The sequence below is a fragment of the Methyloversatilis sp. genome, assembly GCF_030698125.1.
GTDB lineage: Bacteria > Pseudomonadota > Gammaproteobacteria > Burkholderiales > Rhodocyclaceae > Methyloversatilis.
This window is the reverse complement of the sequence record NZ_JAUYNV010000033.1, coordinates 15,001-33,541: the sequence shown is the minus strand read 5'-3', so window position 1 is coordinate 33,541 and position 18,541 is coordinate 15,001. Positions and strand designations below refer to the sequence as shown.

The following is an 18,541-nucleotide window of genomic DNA, read 5'->3' as shown; positions in this document are numbered from 1 at the left end:
CAGTACGCGGCGCCAGGCCATCGGCCTGGTCCGCAGGATGCGTGATGTCTGTCGTCATGCCAGCGCCCGCAGAACAACCCCACAGTTTGTACGTGATAGAAACGCCGTCGCCACCTCAAACCCCGATGACGGACGCGCGCAGCACAACGCCGCAGGGTAAATCTCTTGTAATCTTGCGCCCTGCAGGGTGTCCGGACCACACAAAGGGAACAAGTCCGCAGCCGCTGCAGACCACTTGATTCAAGCGATGACGCACTGGCTCCACCCGAAGCACTCGATGAGGATTTGCCTGCCGGCGTCAGGCCTGCGCAGCACCCGCCTTTTCCATTCTGCAATCCGTCCGCTGCTTGTCGTCATGCTCTGCGCCGGCGCCTGCGGCGCGACATTCGCCGAGATGCTGCGCTACGGCGGCGACCGCGACTTCCGGCCGTTCGAGTTCATTGACGAGAGCGGCCAGCCGCAGGGTTTCCAGATCGAACTGATTGCCGAACTGGCGCGCCTGACCGGTCTCGACATCGTCCCGCGGCTGGACGACTGGTCAGCCATCGAAGCCGATTTCCGGGCCGGCAGGCTGGACCTGATCGCCATGTCGCGCACGCGCAGCCGCGAGCAGTGGGCGGCGTTCGCCACTGCGCACGCCACACCGGCCATGTCGATCTATCACCGTCGCGACATCGATGCACCGGCAGGCCGAAGCGCTGGCTCAGGCGCGGGCTGCGCTGGCTGGTACCCAGAGCGAGCTGCAGACGCTGACCGCATCGATCTCGCACGACCTGCGCGGGCCGCTGCGCATCATCCGCGGCTTTTCCAGCATGCTGCGCGACGATCTGCAGGCGGGCAATCTCGACAAGGTGCTGCGGCATGCCGAACGCATCGACAACGTGGCGCGCCGCATGGACGACATCATCGAGGCACTGACCCGGCTCGCCAGCGCTGCCCAGCAGCCGCTCGAACCGGTGCGCATGGACATGGCGGCCGGTGCTGCCCGTGCCTGGGCGCTGCTGACAGACATGGGCGAAACCGGCCGCACCACGCTGCGCATCGGCGATCTGCCCTGCGCCACCGGCGATGAAGCGATGCTGGCCCAGGTGTGGCAGAACCTGCTGGGCAACGCCTGCAAATACTCGGCGAAGGTGGAGCATCCGCGCGTGGCCATCGACGCCTTCGTCGAGGACGGCCGGCAGTGGTACCGGGTGACCGACAACGGCGCCGGATTCGACATGGCCTATGCCAGGCACCTGTTCGAACCTTTCCGCCGGCTGCATCTGGCGAGCGAATTCGCCGGTTCCGGCGTCGGGTTGAGCGTCGTGCAGCGCATCGTTCGTCACCATGGCGGTGACATCCGGGCGCGCGCAAGCGTAGGCGTCGGCGCAGTATTCGAATTCACGCTTGAACAACCCTCCGTCGCAACCAGAGACCCGACCGCGCCAGCCCACTGAGCCGCCTGCACAGCGTTGCAGGGCCGCAGATACGAACTGCCTGCGTCTGCGGCGGGGCTCAAGCGGTCGCCATACACCCGTGCCTGGAGCCGAATCATGACCGAACAGACAGATACCGACGGCGACGGCCGCATCCTGATGCGCTTCGACGGCGGTGTTGCCACGCTGACCATGTCGCGTCCGGCACGACGCAATGCCTACAGCACGGCGATGATGCGCGCGTTGCGGCTGGCGGTTGGCGCGGTGCTGGCCGATCCGGCCTGCGAAATTCTTGTGCTGCGCGGCGACGGCGCCAGTTTCAGTGCAGGGGGCGACGTGCATGAATTTGCGCAGAGCCTCGCGCTCGATCCGGCAGCGCGTCAGGCGTCGTTCGTGGCGCTGATCGCCGAACAGGTCAATCCGGTCATCCTTGCGCTGCGCGCGGCGCACCAGCCGGTCATCGCGGCGGTGCGCGGCGACTGCGTGGGCTATGGCCTGTCGCTGATGCTGGCGTCCGACTTCGCCCTTGCGGCCGACGACGCGCTGTTCAGCACTGCCGGCATCGCGCTGGCCCAGCCGGGTGCCGGCGGCCAGTCGGCCTTCCTGAGCCGCGCGCTGGGCGAGCGCCGGGCGCGCGAACTGATGTGGAGCGCGCGCCGCTTCGATGCGCACGAGGCGAAAGCGCTTGGTCTGGTCGAGCGTGTCGTGCCGGTGACTGACTTCGAAGCGGCACTGGGCGCCGAAGTGACCCGCCTGGCCCGCGGCCCGCGCCATGCGTATGCCGAAATCAAGCGCCTGCTGAACGACGCCGGCAACGGCGCTGCCGGTCAGCCACTGGCCGATCAGCTGTCAGCCGAGGCCGCGGCTTTCGGCCGCAGCGCCGCCGGTGACGACTTCGCCGAAGCCGTCCAGGCCTTCGTTGCACGGCGCAGGCCGCAGTTCGGACAGGCCGGATGACCGCTGCGTGACAGTATTCATCGTGAAACTCGGCAGCCCGCGCCTGCCCGGCGAAGGACTGCGACTGGGCACCGTGCGGCGGCCGCCACGCGGCGTGCCGAAGGCCGAACTCGCTGCGCGCGACTGGTACGACCTGTGGTTTCCGGCGCTGGCACCTTCCGCCGACACGCTGAAGCAGTGGAAGGCCGATCCATCGCCTGCGCAGTGGCCTGCGTTTTCGAAACGATATCTCGCCGAAATGGCGGCGCCGCAAGCGCGGCACACAGTCGCACTGCTGGCGGCGCTGTCGCACCGGACCGACTTTTCGGTCGGTTGTTACTGCGCTGATGAGGCGCACTGCCACCGCTCGCTGCTGCGCACGCTGCTGGCCGATGCCGGTGCCCTGATGGGGTGAGGCGGCCGGAGCGGTCGCCCCGGGTCGGCGGTCCGGACGCAGGGCGTTACACTGCGACCCGCATCCTCAACATTGTTTCTGGAGATACACCATGGGTCTGTTCGATTCGATCGCAGGTCAGGTGGCCGGCGCGCTGTCCGGCCAGAGTGGCGCGCAGGGTTCGGGGCTGCTGCAAATCTTGATGAGCCTGATCAACAACCCGCAGACCGGCGGCCTGCAGGGGCTGATCGCCGCCTTCCAGGACAAGGGTCTGGGCGATCTGGTGTCGTCCTGGGTCGGCACCGGACAGAACCTGCCGATCACGCCCGAACAGCTTCAGTCGGTGCTCGGCAGCGGTCAGATCGGCCAGATCGCGCAGCAACTCGGGCTGTCGTCGCAGGAAGTGTCGGGCCGGCTGAGCGCGCTGCTGCCGCAGGTGATCGACACGCTGACGCCGAACGGTCAGGTGCCGGAAGGCGACACGATGCAGAACGCCCTCGGCATGCTGAGCGGCCTGCTCAAGTAGGGCGGGCGGCGCGCATGTTCAAGCTGATCGGCGTCGCACTCGCGATCTACACCGTGTATGCCTTCGTGAAGGGCGAGGTGTATGCGCGCTCTTTCGTGATGGGTCGCAAGGTCACGCGGGCGGAAGACGAAAACTACTTCCTGACCGTGATCGCGATCTACGGCGTGCTGAGTGTCGGGCTGATGACCTTTCTCTGAAGCGGGTCGGGACCGGGTTTTGCCGCCATAACCGGCCACGCAGGGGGCCGGCAGCTTGAGTGCTGCGCTGCACTAACGGATAATTCAGCGGTTTCGCGGCGCACCGTGTGCCGCGACGTGCAGTAAACCCTGGCGAACCTTCGCCCTGTCATGACGAGTTATCTCTATCTGCTGCTGGGTGCCGCGCTGGTGAACAACGTGGTGTTCGTGCGCATCCTCGGCCTGTGCCCCTTCATGGGCGTGTCGAAGAAGCTTGAAACCGCGGTGGGCATGGGTCTGGCAACGATGTTCGTGCTGACGCTGGCGTGCGGCACCAGCTATCTGATCGACACCTTCCTGCTGAAGCCCTTCGACCTCGGCTATCTGTCGACGCTGAGCTTCATCGTGGTGATCGCCGCCATCGTGCAGCTGACCGAACTGGTGATCCAGAAAACCAGCCCGCTGCTGCATCAGGTGCTGGGCATCTACCTGCCGCTGATCACGACCAACTGCGCCGTGCTCGGCGTGCCGCTGCTGAATGCATCGATGGCGCACGACCTGCTCGAATCGCTGCTGTTCGGCTTCGCGTCGGCCGCCGGTTTCGTGCTGGCGCTGGTGCTGTTCGCCAGCATCCGCGAGCGGCTCGACGGTGCCGACATTCCCGCGCCCTTCCGCGGCAACGCCATCGCCATGATCACGGCCGGCCTGATGAGCCTCGCCTTCATGGGTTTTGCAGGGCTGGATTCGTGATCACGGCGCTGCTCGTCATGGCCGGTCTGGCGCTGGTGCTCGGTGCCACGCTGGGCGCCGCATCGGTGCTGTTCAAGACGCAGGGCGACCCGCTGGTCGACAAGATCGACGCCATCCTGCCGCAGACGCAGTGCGGCCAGTGCGGCTACCCCGGCTGCAAGCCCTACGCCACGGCGATCGCCGGCGGCGACGCCGACATCAACCAGTGCCCGCCGGGCGGCGACGAAGGCGTGCGCAAGCTGGCTGACCTGCTGGGGCGCGAATACAAGCCGCTCAATGCCGAACACGGCGTCGAAAAACCGAAGTCGGTTGCGCTCATCGACGAGGCGACCTGCATCGGTTGCACCCTGTGCATACAGGCCTGCCCGGTGGACGCCATCGTCGGCGCCGCCAAGCAGATGCACACCATCGTCGGCGACCTGTGCACCGGCTGCGAACTGTGCGTGCCGCCCTGCCCGGCCGACTGCATCGACATGGTGCCGGTGACCGAAACGGTCGAGAGCTGGAAATGGCGCTACCCGGTGTTCGAACTGAAGGTGCAGCCGGCAACGCTGCCGGCGAAGGAAGCGGCCTGACATGCTGAACAAGCTCTTTTCGTTCAACGGCGGCGTCAAGCCCGATCCGAACAAGTCGGCGTCGACGCGCGAACCGATCGCCCGGCTGGCGCTGCCGCCACAGCTGGTCATTCCGCTGCACCAGCACATCGGCGGCACGCCGCGACCGCTGGTGACCGTGGGTAGCACGGTACTGGGCGGCCAGCGCATTGGCGCGCCCGACGGCAATGTGTCGAGCGCGGTGCATGCGCCCACGTCCGGCCGCGTGGTCGCCATCGAGCCGCGGCCGATGCCGCATGCGTCGGGCCTGTCGTCGCCGGCCGTCGTGATCGAACCGGACGGGCTGGACACTGCGATCGAGCGCGAGCTTTTCGACTGGCATGCCGCCGCGCCGGGCGAAATACGCGACTTCCTGCGCGATGCCGGCGTGGTGGGGCTGGGCGGCGCGGTGTTTCCGAGCCACCTGAAGCTCAACCCCGGCAAGTCGGGTCACACCGACACGCTGGTGATCAACGGCGCCGAGTGCGAGCCCTTCATCACCTGCGACGACATGCTGATGCGCGCCGAGCCGGGCAACATCCTGCGCGGCGCGCTGATCATGCAGCGCATGCTGGCGGCTAAGCAGGTGCTGGTGGCGCTGGAGGACAACAAGCCCGAAGCCGCCGCTGCACTGAAATCCGCCGCACGGGCGCTGGGCCACGCCTCGCTCGAAGTCGTCGTGGTGCCGACGCGCTACCCGGCTGGCGGCGCCAAGCAGCTGATCCGCGTGCTGACCGGTATCGAGGTACCGCACGGCAGCCGCTCGACCGACTTCGGCGTGCAGTGCTTCAACGTCGCCACCGCGCTGGCCGTGTGGCGCGCGCTGGAGCACGGCGAGCCACTGACCCGGCGCATCGTCACGGTGACCGGAAACGTCGAGCGCCCACGCAATTTCGACGTCGCCATCGGCACGCCGATTTCGCACCTGTTCGCCGCAGCCGGCCTCAAGCCCGACACCGACAAGCTCATCATGGGCGGCCCGATGATGGGCATCCCGCTGCCGAACATCGACGCGCCGGTGGTCAAGGCCACCAATTGCCTGCTCGCCTCGTCGCCGACGCTGTTCGCGCCGCCGGAACCTGAACTGCCCTGCATACGCTGCGGCGAGTGCGCGCGCGCCTGTCCGGCCGACCTGCAACCGTTCGAGCTGTACTGGCATTCGCGCGCGCGCAATTTCGGCCGCGCACAGGAATACAAACTGTTCGACTGCATCGAATGCGGCTGCTGTGCCTACGTGTGCCCGTCGCATATCCCGCTGGTCGATTACTACCGCTACGCCAAGAGCGAAATCTGGGCACGCGAGCGCGACAAGGACGCCGCCGATTCGGCGCGCGAGCGCTTCGAATTCCGCAACTGGCGCGCCGACCGCGAAAAGGAAGAAAAGGCGGCCAAGCTGGCGGCCCGCAATGCCGCCAAGCCGGCAGTCAAGCCGGCCGACGGCGCAGCGCCGGCGGCCGACGTTGCGCCGAGCGCGGGCGAAGACCCGAAGAAAGCGCTGATCGAAGCGGCCATGGCGCGCGCCAGGGCGCAGAAGGAGGCGGTCGCGGCGAAGAACACCGATGCGCTGACGCCGGCCCAGCAGGCGCAGATCGACGCGGCAGAGGAACGCCGCAAGCGCGCATCGGAACTGAGCGGGAGCGACGCGCCCGTCAAGTGAGCCCGGAATTGAGCTCAAACCCATACAACCCTGAACTGACCCGCTACTGCCCCGGGCATTAGCGACCCGGCTGCCCCGCCGACCACCACGGACTCCGATGTACAACTCGCCCTATCTCCGCCAGAACACCAGCGTACGCCGCGTCATGGTGACCGTGCTCGTCGCCATGCTGCCGGCCATCGCGATGCAGGTGTGGCTGTTCGGCATCGGTCTGCTGCTGCAGATCGCGATCGCCAGCGCCACCGCGCTGGCCTGCGAGGCGGCCATGCTGTCACTGCGCCGCCGCCCGGTGGCACGCGCACTCGGCGACGGCAGCGCGCTGGTCACCGCCTGGCTGATCGCCGTCTGCCTGCCGCCGCTGCTGCCCTGGTGGATGATCGTCATCGGCACGTCGTTCGCGATCATCATCGGCAAGCACCTGTATGGCGGCCTCGGCCAGAACCCGTTCAACCCGGCCATGCTGGCCTATTGCGTGCTGATCATCAGCTTTCCGGCGCTGATGTCGCAGTGGCCCGGACTGCAGGGCAGCGACGCCGCCACACAGCTCAACTGGGTGCTCGGCGGCGAGCGCGCGCTCGACGCGGTGACCGGCGCCACGCCGCTGGACGCACTGCGCACCGGGCTGCTCGGCAACGCCGATGTCTCCGCCGTGATGCAGTCACCGGCTTTCGGTCACGTGGCCGGCGCCGGCTGGGAATGGGTCGCGCTGGCCTGGGGCGCGGGCGGCCTGCTGCTGCTCGCGCTGCGCATCATCACCTGGCACATTCCGGCCGCCTTCCTCGGCGCCATGGCGCTGGTGTCCGGCGTGGCCTGGCTGATCGACCCATCGCACTACGCCAGCCCGGCCTTCCACCTGCTGGCCGGCGGCACCATGCTGGGTGCCTTCTTCATTGCCACCGATCCGGTGTCGGGCGCCACGACGCCGCGCGGAAAACTGATCTTCGCGGCGGGCATCGCGCTCATCGCGTGGCTGATCCGCGCCTTCGGCGCCTACCCGGACGGCATCGCGTTCGCGGTGCTGCTGCTGAACATCTGCGTACCGCTGATCGACATCAAGACCCAGCCGCCGGTGTTCGGCCACAAGGTCGAACCGCCGGACGGAGGCGCACGATGAGCGACGCGGAGCGCGATACCCCGGCGACGCCACCGGCGGCCGACCAGGCACCCGCCGAGGCGGTACCGAACGGGCTGGCGCCGCACGAACTGACACCGCCGGCCAGCGCGGCGGGCACCGCCGCTCGATCGGCCCTGCTGCTCGGCACCTTCACACTCATCTTCACCGCGCTGATGGCGCTCACCTTCGAGGCCACGCGCGAGCCGATCCGCGCATCGGTCGAAGCGCGCCGGCTGGAGCTGATCGCCCAGGTGCTGCCGCAGGGCGACTACGACAATGCGCTGCTGACCGACATCGTGCAGCTGCCGACGCTGCCGGCGCTGGGCATCGCCGGACCGGTCACGCTGCACCGCGCGCGACGCGGCGCCGATCCGGTGGCGCTGGTGTTCGAGGCGCAGGCGCCCGACGGCTACAGCGGCACGATCCGCCTGCTGATCGCGCTGCGCGCCGACGGCACGCTGGGCGGCGTGCGCGTGGTCGCGCACAAGGAAACCCCCGGTCTGGGCGACTACATCGACCCGGCCAAGGACCGCGCCGCGCCGAAGTGGATCGCCCAGTTCGCCGGCCGTGACACCGCGCAGGCGGACAACTGGACGGTGCGCAAGGACGGCGGCGACTTCGCCTACATGACGGGTGCCACGATTTCACCACGCGCCGTGGTCCGTGCTGCCGGGCGCGCCGTGGCGGCGATCGCCCCGGCGCGCGAGGCGCTTTTCGGCCTGCCGACCGGCGCATCGGCGGGTGAGGTGTTCAAGTGATGCGTGCATCGCCGCCCGCTTTGCCCTCACCCGGCGCTGCGCGCCACCCTCTCCCGCTGATGCGGGAGAGGGATCAGGCCGCCACTCCCCTCTCCCGCCTCAGCGGGAGAGGGGCCGGGGGTGAGGGCCACGGCTTGCCCGATTGCAGATCAACCTTCATTCGCTCTTTCCGCGACAATCCGCGGTGAATAACAGGACGGGCTCACGATGAATCTTGAAGAACGCACGGCCTACGGCGACATCGGTCGCAAGGGCCTGTGGGAAAACAACACCGCGCTGGTGCAGCTGCTCGGCCTGTGTCCGCTGCTGGCCGTCAGCAACACGCTGGTCAATGCGGTCAGCCTCGCGCTGGCGACCGTGCTGGTGATGGCGCTGGCCAGCGGCGCCGTGGCGGCGCTGCGCACGCTGATTCCGTACGAAATCCGCATCCCCGTATTCATCCTGATCATCGCGGCGCTGGTCACCTGCCTTGACCTGGCCTTCAACGCGTGGCTGCACGAGCTGTATCTGGTGCTGGGCATCTTCATTCCGCTGATCGTCACCAACTGCATCGTGCTGGCGCGGGTGGAAGCCTTCGCGGCAAAGAATTCGCCGCTGGCCGCCGCGTGGGATGGCGCTGCGATGGGCGTCGGCCTGCTGTGGGTGCTGGCGCTGCTGGGCGGCGCACGCGAACTGATTGGCGCGGGTACGCTTTTTTCGGGCATCGACATGATCATTCCGGGCGCGCAGGCGCTCAAGGTGCTGGGTGACGACTACCCCGGCCTGCTGATCGCGATCCTGCCGCCCGGCGCCTTCATCCTGCTCGGGCTGCTGATCGCCGCGCGCAACGCCTGGGTGGCGCGCGCCGCAGCGGCTCGTCCGGCGGCACCGCACGCACCGGTGGATACGGCGTCGGCCTGATGGGGGGACGGGTCAGCAAGCTCGCGCGCGCCGACATCCAGACGATGTTCGAGCGCTGGCGCGCCGCCAACCCGCACCCGGAAAGCGACCTCGAATACGGCTCGCCATTCCAGCTGCTGGTCGCCGTGGTGCTGTCGGCGCAGGCGACCGACAAGGGCGTGAATGTCGCCACGCGCCGGCTGTTTCCCGTGGCGCCGACGCCGGAAGCCATGGTCAGCCTGGGCGTAGCCGGGGTCGAGGACATCATCAAGACCATCGGCCTGTTCCGCGCCAAGGCCAAGAACGTCGTGTCACTGTCGCACCAGCTTCTGGAGAAGCATGGCGGCGAAGTGCCGAACGACCGCGCCGCGCTCGAAGCGCTGCCCGGGGTCGGCCGCAAGACGGCCAACGTGGTGCTGAACATCGTGTTCGGCGAACCGACCATGGCGGTCGATACGCACATCTTCCGCATTTCGAACCGCATCGGCCTGGCGCCCGGCAAGGACGTCGTCGCGGTCGAACAGGCGCTGCTCAAGGTGGTCCCGAAGGAATTCATGGACCACGCCCACCACTGGCTCATCCTGCACGGCCGCTACACCTGCACCGCACGCAAGCCGCTGTGCGGCCAGTGCAACATCACCGACCTGTGCCGCTTCCGGGACAAGAACATCGCGGGGTGAGCGCGCGAGCGTAGCGGCCCCCCAGAGAAACCGCGACGGTGCCGCCTTTCGTAGGAGCGGACCCTGTCCGCGATAGGCGCGTTGGTCAAGCGGCATCGTGTGTTCAGCGACCGGAATCGCCTGCGGGGGCGGAGCGGGAGTTTCGGCGAGCACGCCGCGCCGCCCGGGGAGCCGGTCGGCCATGCAGGGCCGACCGTGGGACGGCTCCCGCGAAAACCGCGACGGTGTTGCCCTTCGTAGGAGCGGACCCTGTCCGCGATAGGCGCGTTGGTCAAGCGGCAGCGTGTGTTCAGCGACCGGAATCGCCTGCAGGGCAGGCTCCTACGAAAACCGTCGACTCCGCGACCAGCAGCACTGTTCTTCGGGGCGGACCCTGTCCGCGATGGGGCGGTTGATCACGCGCCGGCGCTTGTTCGGAGACCGGAATCGCCTGCGGTGGCGGCGCGGGGGTTTCGGCGAGCACCGCTCGCCGCCCGCAGAGCCGGCCGGCCATGCAGGGCCGACCGTGGGACGGCTCCCGCGAAAACCGCGACGGTGTTGCCCTTCGTAGGAGCGGACCCTGTCCGCGATAGGCATGTCGATCACGTGATGCCGCGTGCTTTGAGACCGGATCGCCTGCGGGGCAGGCTCCTACGAAAACCGGCGCATCATCGACCCTCCGCGACGTTTTTCGTAGAGCGGACCCCGTCCGCGATCCAGGCGGTGATCGCATGACTCCGCGTATGCGGAGTCGGGGTGGCTGAGGGCGTCACGCGCCGTCGGCAAAGCCGGTGTGCCTTCACCACAGCGCTGATCAGCCCTGCAGGAAGCGCATGGCGAATTCTTCGCCGGGCAGCGGCTTGCTGAACAGATAACCTTGCCAGGCATCGCAGTCGCGCTCTTTCAGGAATGCGAGCTGGTCGGGGGTTTCGACGCCTTCGGCCACCACGCGCATTTTCAGCGTGTGCGCCATGGCGATGATGGTGGCGGCGATTTCCATGTCATTGCGGTCGTGCGGGATGTCGCGCACGAAGCTCTGGTCGATCTTCAGCACGTCGATCGGAAAACGCTTCAGATAGGCCAGCGACGAGTAGCCGGTGCCGAAATCATCGATCGACAGTGCTATGCCGAGCGCCTTGAGTTCGCGCAGCCGCATTTCGGTCGAGGCCTGTTCGCCGGCCAGCATCGATTCGGTCAGTTCGAATTCGAGCCAGTCCGGGCCGATGCCGAACTCCGCCATCAACGCGGCCACGCGCTGGGCGAGATCGGCCTGCTGCAGCTGGCGCGCCGACAGGTTGACCGCCACCGTCAGGACGTGGCCGGCGTCGCGCCACGCGCGCACCTGGGCGCAGGCCGTGCGCAATACCCACTCGCCGATCGGCACGATCAGACCGGTTTCTTCCGCCACCGGAATGAAACGCGCCGGTGAAATGACGCCCTCTTCCGGATCGATCCAGCGCACCAGCGCTTCGGCGCCGGTCAGCCGGCCGCTGGTCATGTCGACCTGTGGCTGGAAATGCAGTGTGAATTCGCCGCGCTCCAGCGCACGGCGCAGCCGTGTGTCCAGATGCAGCCGGTCCTGCGCGGCGCGACTCATCGCTTCGGTGTAGAAGCGGAACGCGCCGCGCCCGGCTTCCTTGGCCTGGTACATCGCCACATCGGAATGCTGGATCAGTTCGGTCACGTTGCTGCCGTCGTCCGGAAACACCGAAATGCCGATGCTCGCGCCGATGTAGATTTCGCTCCCCTGCGACAGGCTGAACGGCGCCGTCAGGAGATCGATCAGCATCTGCGCGACGATGGCGGCGTCTTCCGGCACCGTCATTTCCTCGATCAGCAGCACGAATTCGTCGCCGCCGAGCCGGGCCAGCGTATCGACCTCGCGCAACCGGCTGCGCAGCCGCTTCGCGATCGCGGCCAGCAGTTCGTCGCCGGCCGGATGCCCCAGACTGTCGTTCACGTTCTTGAAGCGGTCCAGATCGATGAACAGCAGCGCGAGATGGCAGCGGTTGCGAGCGGCGCGCTCGATGGCGTGCTGGATGCGCGACTGCATCAACAGGCGGTTCGGCAGATCGGTCAGCGGATCGTGGTGGGCGAGGTAATCGAGCTTCGCTTCGGAGCGCTTGAGCTGGCTGATGTCGGTCATGACCGCAACGTAGTGGCTGGGCGCGCCGGCTTCATTGCGCACCGTGCTGATGGTGAGCAGTTGCTGGTAAAGCTCGCCATTCTTGCGCCGGTTCCACACCTCGCCCTGCCAGGTGCCCCTGCTCAGCACGGCCGACCACATGACATGGTAGAACTGCGCGTCATGGCGCCCCGACTGCAGCATGCGCGGTGTCTGGCCGATGGCTTCGAATTCGCTGTAACCGCTGATATGGGTGAACGCGCGATTCACGGCGACGATTTGCGCATTGAGATCGGTGATGAAAATGCCGTCACGCGTGCTTTCGAACACCGCTCCGGCCTGCCTGAGCGCGGCGGCCGCGCGCACTTTCTGCACGGCCAGGCCGGTGATGCGGCTGAAGTCGTTGATCAGCTCAAGCTGCGCGGCGTCCGGCAGGCAGGGGGTGTCGTGATAGAGCGCAAAGGTGCCGAGCACGCGCCCGTCCTTGTCCTTGTAGGGTACTGACCAGCAGGCACTGAAGCCGCCCAGGCGCGCCAGCTCGACATGGGACGCCCAGCTCGGGTGCTCGAACACATTCTCGACCAGCACGGTTTCGCCCGCCCAGGCCGACCTACCGCACGAACCCATGTCGGGACCCGGCAGCACGTCTTCGATCGCCTGCAGATAGCGCTCGGGCAGCGAAGGCGCGGCGCCATTCACAAGCCGGCCGCTCACTTCATGCAGCAGCTGGATCGATACGCGTGTCGACGGTTCGATCGCCTGCATGCGCAGCGCGATCGCTTCGAGAATGACGGACAGCGGTTCGGCCGCAACGATGCGGTCGAGCACTTCGGCACGTGCCTCGCCGATCAGTGCGGCGCGCTTGTCGGCACTGATATCGGTCCACGAGCCCACGAATTCAGCGCCCGAATCACCGCTCTGACCGACCCGGCGCAGTTCGTCGCGCACCCAGATTTCGCTGCCGTCACGCCGCTTGAAGCGGTAGTCGAGGCTGAGATGCCCGTCCCGCGAGAGGCCTTCGGATCGCGCCAGCGCGGTATCGCGGTCCTGCGCATGCAGGCCGGCCTGCCACCAGCCCGGCGCCAGTACTTCGGCCACCGTATAACCCAGCATGCGGGTCACGTTTTCGCTGACCCACGACGACTGGTACTCGCCATCCTGCAGGCGCAGACTGTAAACAATGGTCGGACTGGCCGCGAGCAGTTGCGACATGCGCTGGTTGGTGGCGTTGAGACGTTCGCTTTCGAGCACCAGCTCGGCCCTGCGATGGACTTTCTCCAGCGTGGCCGGCAGTTCGAACAGATAGCCGGGATGCTTGACCAGATAGTCGTCGACACCCAGATGCAAGGCGCTGGATGCCAGCTGCTCGCTGTCCTGACCCGCCAGCATGACGATGGGCAGGGACAGCTGGCGCTCGCTGCGGATGAGCTTCACGAGGTCGAGCCCGGTCGTTTCATCGGGTAGCGCGTCGATCAGCAATACGTCGAAAGTCGCTGCGGCTTCCGGGCCGGCTTGCAGCCGGTTGATCACCGCATCGGTGCCACCGGTGCTTTCCAGCCGTATCTGCGGCGCGTGCCTGAGCAGATGACCGCGCATCAGTTCCACGTCTTCGAGGCTCGATTCGGCGCACAGCACGCGGATCGGACGGTCGCACCGCGCCGACATCGAACGGTGCCGCAGCAAGGCCGCGTCGAGCACACGTGGCAGCCGCTCGAGGTAAGGCCCGGACTTGATGAGGTAGTCGTCGGCACCCGCCTTCAGCGCGGCAATCGCCGAACTGCCGTCGCCCGACCCGGTCAGCACCACCACCGCGACCGGCAAGGCGTGTTCCCTGACGTGCGCCAGCAATTCGAGCCCGCTGCCATCGGGCAGCTTCAGGTCGGTCAGCAGCAGATCGAAACCGCCACCGGCGAGCGCCTGGCGCGCATTCTCGAGCGTCGGAGCGATTTCGATCTCCAGCCCGCTGCCGCGCAGCGCACGCTGCGTCAGATCCGCGTCAAATTCCGAATCTTCTGCGTAGAGGATGCGCATCAGATCGGCGGCTGGTTGAGTTCGAACCAGTAACGTCCGATCTGGCCCGTCGCCTCGACGAAACGATCGAAATCCACCGGCTTGACGATGTAGGAATTGACGCCGAGCGAATAGGCATCCAGCAGGTCACGCTGTTCCGCCGACGAACTCAGCATGACCACCGGAATGCTGCGATGCACCGGATGGCGCTTCAACTGGCGCAGTACCTCGAAGCCATTGACGCCCGGCAGGTTGATGTCGAGCAGGATCAGCGCAGGCGGCGGCTCGCCCTTGTCCCAGCTGTGCATGAAGTCGAGCGCCGTTTCGCCATCGCGCGCCACGCTGACCGGACCGGCCAGCGGGTCGCGGGCGAAGGCGCGGCAGGTCAGATCGATATCGACCGGGTTGTCTTCGACCAGCAGGATGGGCGGGGCGCCGGACGACAGACGGGTGGCGAGGTTCATGCCGGAAACTCCAGGTGGAAGGTGGCTCCCTCGCCGGGCACACTTTCGGCCCAGACACGACCATCCATGCGCTGCATGGCCTTGCGCACCAGCGCAAGCCCCACCCCGGTGCCCGAAAATTCTTCGTTGCGGTGCAGGCGCTGGAAGATTTCGAATATCCGTTCGTGGTACTTCATGTCGAAGCCGATGCCGTTGTCGCGCACGCTCAGATGGGCGCGCCCATCCCGCACGGCCCCGTGCAGCGTGACGACGGCCGGAGTGGCATCGCGACTGAACTTCAGCGCATTGTCCAGCAGGTTGCGAAGCACCATCTCGACTCCCTGATGATCGGCTCGTACGGTAATGGACGGTACCTCGCCCACAATCTGCACCGACGCCGCTGCGATTTCTTCGCTGCGACGGTGCAGCACATTGCGCATGACCTCGCCCAGGTCGACCCGGCTTGCTTCAAGCGAACGCCGCTCCATGCGCGAATAAGCCAGCAGATCCTCGATCAGGGCATGCATCTGGCGTGTGCCATTGCGAATGTTGGCGAGAAAGCGCTGTCCCTGTTCGTCGAAGCGGTCGCCGTAATCCTCCAGCAGAATCTTGCTGTAGCCGTCGATGCCACGCAAGGGCGCCTTCAGGTCATGCGACACGGCGTACGAGAACGATTCCAGCTCCTTCATCGCATCGGACAGCGCCTGCGTGCGGTCGGCGACGCGCTGTTCGAGGTCACGATTGAGCTCGCGCAGGCTGTCCTGCGTTTCACGGAATTCGGTGATGTCGCGTGCGATGCCAAGCACGCCGACCAACTTGCCGTCGGCATCGTGCATCGGCGTCTTGATCGTCTGCAGCCGCATCCGCTCACCGGTTTCCCGCATGGTCACCCATTCTTCGTTGACGCTGTTCTGGCCGGTACGCATTGCAAGCTCGTCATGGCTGCGGAACAGATCGGCTTCTTCCTTGCTGAACAGCTCGTAATCGGTCCGGCCCAGCAATTCGGCTTCAGCTCTGCCGCACAGGCGTTCGAACTGCCTGTTGCACGACAGGTAGACACCTTCCGGAGATTTGAGCCACACCAGGTCGGGCAGCGTGGCAAACAGCGTCCGCAGATGGGTACGCTCCTGCTCGACCGCGCGCTCGGCGTTGTGGCGCGCGGTGATGTCGACATCCATGCAGACCATGATCGGGTCCTTGTCGAGCCCGGGGATGCTGAACAGCGTCGCTTCGATCCAGCGCGGCGAGCCGTCGCGATGTCTGACCAGATACTCCGACGGACCGATGGACTGTCCGCTGCGCGCGATCTGCGCAAACGAATCGCGGAACGCGTCGGCCTCTTCCCGCGTGTGCGTCAGGTTGTCGACACTGCGCCCGATCGCCTCGTCCGGGGTCCAGCCGTACAACCGGGTGGACCCGCCGTTCCAGTACAGCACACGGCCTTGCGCGTCGAACCATTGCACCGCCACGTTCGGCGCCTGTTCGAGCGTGGCGCGCAGCCGCTCCTCGGACGCGCGCAAGGCTTGTTCGGCTTCGAACTGATACGTGACGTCGAGCAGCGTTCCGACGTACTTGACCACGCCTCCGTCATCGTCGGTCACTGTCTGCACACTGGGCCTCAGGTGACGCACCGGTCCGGCATCCGGCGAGGTGCGATAGACATGAACGGGCACTTCCGTCGCGCCCTGGACAAACAGGGCCATCACGCCCGCCACCCGGGTGCGGTCCTCCGGGTGCACCAGCTTCAGATACGGCTCGGGCTCGGGAACACCGTCGGCCGGATCGAGACCAAAGAACGCGTACATCTGTTCCGACCACCAGCCACTCCCGGTGGCCCTGTGAAACTCCCAACTGCCCAGCGCAGCGATGTGCTCGGCTGCACTCAGACGGTTGCGCTCGAGCTTGAGTGCCTGCTCCGCCTCGCGCCGCGCCGTGATGTCCTGAATGACCGCAAGGTGGTAGTCCGGCACGGCGCCGGGCGCCCACAGCGGCGACACGCTCACTGCGACCCAGATGGCGTGACCATCCTTGTGGTACACCCGCTTTTCGATCGAGTACTCGCGGATATCGCCCCGCTTGAGCGAGTCGAGCAGTGCCAGGTTGGCGGGCAGATCCTCCGGATGCGTGAGGCGCATGAAATCCAGGCGGCGCATGTCGGCGTCGTCGTAGCCCATGATTTCACTGTATTTCTTGTTGACGGACATGAAGTGGCCGAGCCGGCTGTCGATGCGTGCCACACCCACACCCGCCTGCTCGAACATGGCGCGGAACTGCCGCTCGCTGTCCAGCAACGCAGCGTGCTGCGCCTGCAGCCGAACCGCCATGTCGTTGAATGCCGAGCCGATTTCTGCGAGTTCGTCGCGTCCGCCGAGATCGACGCGGGTGTCGAGCCGGCCCTGTCCGAATGCCCGTGCAGCGTTGGTCAGCTGAGCGGCGCGACGGAACCAGATCAGGTGCAGGAACAGCGACAGCAGCAAGGACCAGCAGAGGATCAGCACGGCATGCCGCCACAGTTCGACGCGACTGGCATGAAGCCGCTGACTGAACGGCTGGGTCAGGTCCGAACGCACCAGCAACTGGTGGCCGCCTTCAAGGGTCATCAGGCCGGTCAGCGCGGTGCGCGAGGCATCCACCTGCACACTGAGCGAGTTGTCGGGCGCGCGCGGCGCCTCCAGCAGCGCCGCGCCGCCGCGTGTGTCGGCGGCGAGGACGTCGGGCAGCGACTGCCCCAGATCGGCACGCGCCAGCGAGCCCACGATGCGGCCGCCGGGCGCGGTCAGATAAGCGTGCGTCAGATGGGGGCGCAACGCCAGCTCGGCCACCGCACGCCGCAACTGCAATGGCCGGTTCTGCAGGATGAGGTCATCGAACGCCGACTGTTCGATGCCCAGCCGCTCGACCAGCAGCTGCTTCTGTTCCTGCTCCACACGCAGGCGGTGGTCGGCCCGCTGCAGCATGTGGTCGAAGCCGACCATCACCAGCGCCACCACGGTGATCAGCGCCGGCACCAGCGTGCGGGCAGGCAGTCGCAGCACCGGACGCAGGGTCATGGTATCCGCTCCGCGGCCAGAACATCCGCTGCAACACTGCCGTCGAACAGCCTGGCCCAGTCGGGTTCGGCCATGATGCGCTGACTGGCCTTCAGGTCGCTCACCAGTTGTCCGAGCGCCAGCATGTTGGCGTCAGGCACTGCATGTAACAGCACCGTACTGTCTTCCAGCGTCAGCAGGCGCACATTTTCGAGTGCCTGGAGGTAGGACACGGTGTCCAGATCGGTGCCGGCGGCCAGCGTGCGCGCCGCCTCGTCCGGCTGCGCCAGCAGCGCCAGCCGGCCGTCCTCGAAGGCGCGCAGCAGGGCACGCACCTGGGCCGGCCGGGCGCTCAGCGACTCGCTGCGGACCACCAGCACGTCGACCACCTCGCCGGGCGTGCTGGCGCTGTCGAGCAGCACGCGATAGCCGGCCGACACGAGGCTGGACAGGACGGGCTCGAAGGTGATGACGGCGTCGACACGACCGCGCATCAGCGCCGCCTCGTGCTCGACCACCGGTAGCCGTAACAGCGACAGCGCATCACGCTGCAGCGCACCTGCTTCGAGCAGGCGCTGCAGCATGACATCGGCCAGCGCGCTGTTTTCCATGCCGATGCGCGCGCCTTTCAGTGCCGCAGCATCCGCAAAACCGGGCTGCGCGACCACCGCGTCGGCCCCTTTCGACAGGCTGAGGATGGCCACGACCTTGATATCCACGCCCGAACTTGCCAGCTCGATCGCCTCAGCCAGTGTCAGGCCGGCCGCTTCAAGCAGCCCGTTGCGCAGCTGCCGCGCACTTTCGCTGCTCGATTCGAGTTCGACGACGCGCAGGTTTGCCGGATCGATCAGGCCGCGCTCACGCGCCAGAACGAGCGGATCGTAGCCCAGCCATGGATTGAGGCCGACCCGCAACGGCAACTCGGGCGGTTTGCCGCATGCCGCGAGCGCCATGCAGACAGCCAGCAACATGATGGATCGAGACACTACGCGATGGCGCATTTCGGATCGGGCTGTTCGCTGGCGATGAAGTGGAAGATTGCTTACAAAATTTTACGTTGGACAAGTCACAGTG

16 protein-coding genes and 1 pseudogene are annotated in these 18,541 nt (G+C 66.8%); 13 read left to right on the top strand and 4 right to left on the bottom strand.

All coding sequences use genetic code 11. The features are described from left to right. Positions 1 to 247: 247 nt before the first annotated feature. The 13 genes and pseudogenes from Q8Q80_RS19835 to nth form a co-directional block, all read left to right on the top strand. Positions 248 to 619: pseudogene (locus tag Q8Q80_RS19835) on the top strand (transporter substrate-binding domain-containing protein); the annotation flags it as partial. 58 nt (positions 620 to 677) lie between these two features. After that, the gene (locus Q8Q80_RS13260; RefSeq protein WP_305633364.1) at positions 678 to 1,439 is read left to right on the top strand and encodes an ATP-binding protein; all 762 of its coding nucleotides are present in this window, start codon (positions 678 to 680) and stop codon (positions 1,437 to 1,439) included. A gap of 96 nt (positions 1,440 to 1,535) precedes the next feature. Next, positions 1,536 to 2,375, top strand: a complete 840-nt coding sequence (locus tag Q8Q80_RS13255; protein WP_305633363.1) for an enoyl-CoA hydratase/isomerase family protein — start codon at positions 1,536 to 1,538, stop codon at positions 2,373 to 2,375. A 7-nt stretch (positions 2,376 to 2,382) separates the two neighbouring features. Continuing rightward, the gene (locus Q8Q80_RS13250; protein WP_305633362.1) at positions 2,383 to 2,769 is read left to right on the top strand and encodes a DUF488 domain-containing protein; all 387 of its coding nucleotides are present in this window, start codon (positions 2,383 to 2,385) and stop codon (positions 2,767 to 2,769) included. Between the two features lie 91 nt (positions 2,770 to 2,860). Then, on the top strand, positions 2,861 to 3,274 hold the full coding sequence (locus Q8Q80_RS13245; protein ID WP_305633361.1) for a YidB family protein: 414 nt from the start codon (positions 2,861 to 2,863) through the stop codon (positions 3,272 to 3,274). 14 nt (positions 3,275 to 3,288) lie between these two features. Then, positions 3,289 to 3,471 (top strand): hypothetical protein, encoded by a 183-nt coding sequence (locus Q8Q80_RS13240; RefSeq protein ID WP_305633360.1) that lies wholly within the window; start codon positions 3,289 to 3,291, stop codon positions 3,469 to 3,471. A gap of 150 nt (positions 3,472 to 3,621) precedes the next feature. Next, positions 3,622 to 4,200: an electron transport complex subunit RsxA gene (gene rsxA, locus Q8Q80_RS13235; RefSeq protein ID WP_069040029.1), complete on the top strand. Its 579-nt coding sequence runs from the start codon at positions 3,622 to 3,624 to the stop codon at positions 4,198 to 4,200. After that, a complete protein-coding gene (gene rsxB, locus Q8Q80_RS13230) occupies positions 4,197 to 4,775 on the top strand; it encodes an electron transport complex subunit RsxB (protein ID WP_305633359.1) in 579 nt (192 codons plus the stop codon). The genes rsxA and rsxB overlap by 4 nt, the downstream gene beginning before the upstream one ends. A gap of 1 nt (position 4,776) precedes the next feature. Then, complete coding sequence (gene rsxC / locus Q8Q80_RS13225) at positions 4,777 to 6,450, top strand: electron transport complex subunit RsxC (protein WP_305633358.1); 1,674 nt, start codon at positions 4,777 to 4,779, stop codon at positions 6,448 to 6,450. Between the two features lie 97 nt (positions 6,451 to 6,547). Next, entirely contained in the window at positions 6,548 to 7,564 is a 1,017-nt protein-coding gene (locus Q8Q80_RS13220; protein WP_305633357.1) for an RnfABCDGE type electron transport complex subunit D, read from the top strand. Beyond that, a complete protein-coding gene (gene rsxG / locus Q8Q80_RS13215; RefSeq protein WP_305633356.1) occupies positions 7,561 to 8,322 on the top strand; it encodes an electron transport complex subunit RsxG in 762 nt (253 codons plus the stop codon). The genes Q8Q80_RS13220 and rsxG overlap by 4 nt, the downstream gene beginning before the upstream one ends. A 207-nt stretch (positions 8,323 to 8,529) precedes the next feature. Beyond that, positions 8,530 to 9,222, top strand: a complete 693-nt coding sequence (gene rsxE, locus Q8Q80_RS13210) for an electron transport complex subunit RsxE (RefSeq protein ID WP_305633355.1) — start codon at positions 8,530 to 8,532, stop codon at positions 9,220 to 9,222. Then, positions 9,222 to 9,881: an endonuclease III gene (gene nth, locus Q8Q80_RS13205; protein ID WP_305633354.1), complete on the top strand. Its 660-nt coding sequence runs from the start codon at positions 9,222 to 9,224 to the stop codon at positions 9,879 to 9,881. Before rsxE ends, nth begins: the two co-directional genes overlap by 1 nt. 793 nt (positions 9,882 to 10,674) lie before the next feature. Here nth and Q8Q80_RS13200 read toward each other — a convergent pair. The 4 genes from Q8Q80_RS13200 to Q8Q80_RS13185 are packed head-to-tail and all read right to left on the bottom strand — an operon-like array spanning position 10,675 to position 18,468. Next, complete coding sequence (locus Q8Q80_RS13200) at positions 10,675 to 14,016, bottom strand: EAL domain-containing protein (protein WP_305633353.1); 3,342 nt, start codon at positions 14,014 to 14,016, stop codon at positions 10,675 to 10,677. Then, a complete protein-coding gene (locus tag Q8Q80_RS13195; protein ID WP_305633352.1) occupies positions 14,016 to 14,459 on the bottom strand; it encodes a response regulator in 444 nt (147 codons plus the stop codon). The genes Q8Q80_RS13200 and Q8Q80_RS13195 overlap by 1 nt, the downstream gene beginning before the upstream one ends. Then, complete coding sequence (locus tag Q8Q80_RS13190) at positions 14,456 to 17,488, bottom strand: PAS domain S-box protein (RefSeq protein ID WP_305633351.1); 3,033 nt, start codon at positions 17,486 to 17,488, stop codon at positions 14,456 to 14,458. The genes Q8Q80_RS13195 and Q8Q80_RS13190 overlap by 4 nt, the downstream gene beginning before the upstream one ends. Continuing rightward, positions 17,485 to 18,468, bottom strand: a complete 984-nt coding sequence (locus Q8Q80_RS13185) for an ABC transporter substrate-binding protein (RefSeq protein WP_305633350.1) — start codon at positions 18,466 to 18,468, stop codon at positions 17,485 to 17,487. The genes Q8Q80_RS13190 and Q8Q80_RS13185 overlap by 4 nt, the downstream gene beginning before the upstream one ends. Positions 18,469 to 18,541: the final 73 nt, after the last annotated feature.

What these genes read in the sequence shown, in the direction of transcription:
- Q8Q80_RS13195 (WP_305633352.1), bottom strand. Translation starts at nt 14,459, where the DNA reads ATGAACCTCGCCACCCGTCTGTCGTCCGGCGCCCCGCCCATCCTGCTG.
- rsxE (WP_305633355.1), top strand. Translation starts at nt 8,530, where the DNA reads ATGAATCTTGAAGAACGCACGGCCTACGGCGACATCGGTCGCAAGGGC.
- rsxA (WP_069040029.1), top strand. Translation starts at nt 3,622, where the DNA reads ATGACGAGTTATCTCTATCTGCTGCTGGGTGCCGCGCTGGTGAACAAC.
- Q8Q80_RS13190 (WP_305633351.1), bottom strand. Translation starts at nt 17,488, where the DNA reads ATGACCCTGCGTCCGGTGCTGCGACTGCCTGCCCGCACGCTGGTGCCG.
- Q8Q80_RS13200 (WP_305633353.1), bottom strand. Translation starts at nt 14,016, where the DNA reads ATGCGCATCCTCTACGCAGAAGATTCGGAATTTGACGCGGATCTGACG.
- rsxC (WP_305633358.1), top strand. Translation starts at nt 4,777, where the DNA reads ATGCTGAACAAGCTCTTTTCGTTCAACGGCGGCGTCAAGCCCGATCCG.
- Q8Q80_RS13185 (WP_305633350.1), bottom strand. Translation starts at nt 18,468, where the DNA reads ATGCGCCATCGCGTAGTGTCTCGATCCATCATGTTGCTGGCTGTCTGC.
- Q8Q80_RS13255 (WP_305633363.1), top strand. Translation starts at nt 1,536, where the DNA reads ATGACCGAACAGACAGATACCGACGGCGACGGCCGCATCCTGATGCGC.
- Q8Q80_RS13220 (WP_305633357.1), top strand. Translation starts at nt 6,548, where the DNA reads ATGTACAACTCGCCCTATCTCCGCCAGAACACCAGCGTACGCCGCGTC.
- Q8Q80_RS13240 (WP_305633360.1), top strand. Translation starts at nt 3,289, where the DNA reads ATGTTCAAGCTGATCGGCGTCGCACTCGCGATCTACACCGTGTATGCC.
- nth (WP_305633354.1), top strand. Translation starts at nt 9,222, where the DNA reads ATGGGGGGACGGGTCAGCAAGCTCGCGCGCGCCGACATCCAGACGATG.
- Q8Q80_RS13245 (WP_305633361.1), top strand. Translation starts at nt 2,861, where the DNA reads ATGGGTCTGTTCGATTCGATCGCAGGTCAGGTGGCCGGCGCGCTGTCC.
- rsxG (WP_305633356.1), top strand. Translation starts at nt 7,561, where the DNA reads ATGAGCGACGCGGAGCGCGATACCCCGGCGACGCCACCGGCGGCCGAC.
- Q8Q80_RS13260 (WP_305633364.1), top strand. Translation starts at nt 678, where the DNA reads ATGCACCGGCAGGCCGAAGCGCTGGCTCAGGCGCGGGCTGCGCTGGCT.